This is a genomic window from Psychrobacter sp. UBA2514, from assembly GCF_002341255.1.
GTDB classification, from domain to species: Bacteria; Pseudomonadota; Gammaproteobacteria; order Pseudomonadales; family Moraxellaceae; genus Psychrobacter; species Psychrobacter pacificensis.
Genome location: NZ_DDNS01000041.1, coordinates 33735 through 34009, shown reverse-complemented (window position 1 = coordinate 34009; position 275 = coordinate 33735). Strand labels below are relative to the sequence as shown.

1 protein-coding gene is annotated in these 275 nt (G+C 51.6%); it reads left to right on the top strand.

Annotated features, from left to right (window positions below):
- Positions 1 to 275: glycine--tRNA ligase subunit alpha (locus tag B3V51_RS10785; RefSeq protein ID WP_286708412.1), on the top strand; the 275-nt coding region annotated here is incomplete at both ends.

Below are 275 nucleotides of genomic sequence, written 5' to 3'. Positions count from 1 at the left end.
GATATGGAAGTCGGCGCGGGCACGTTTCATACCGCCACGTTTTTGCGCTCGTTAGGTCCTGAGCGTTGGAACGCTGCGTATGTACAGCCATCGCGTCGCCCGACTGATGGTCGCTACGGTGACAATCCAAACCGCTTGCAACACTACTATCAGTTCCAAGTCGTACTAAAGCCGAACCCACCTAACATTCAAGAGCTATATCTGGACTCGCTACGCGCTATTGGTATCGATCCATTGGTGCATGATGTACGTTTTGTGGAAGACAACTGGGAATC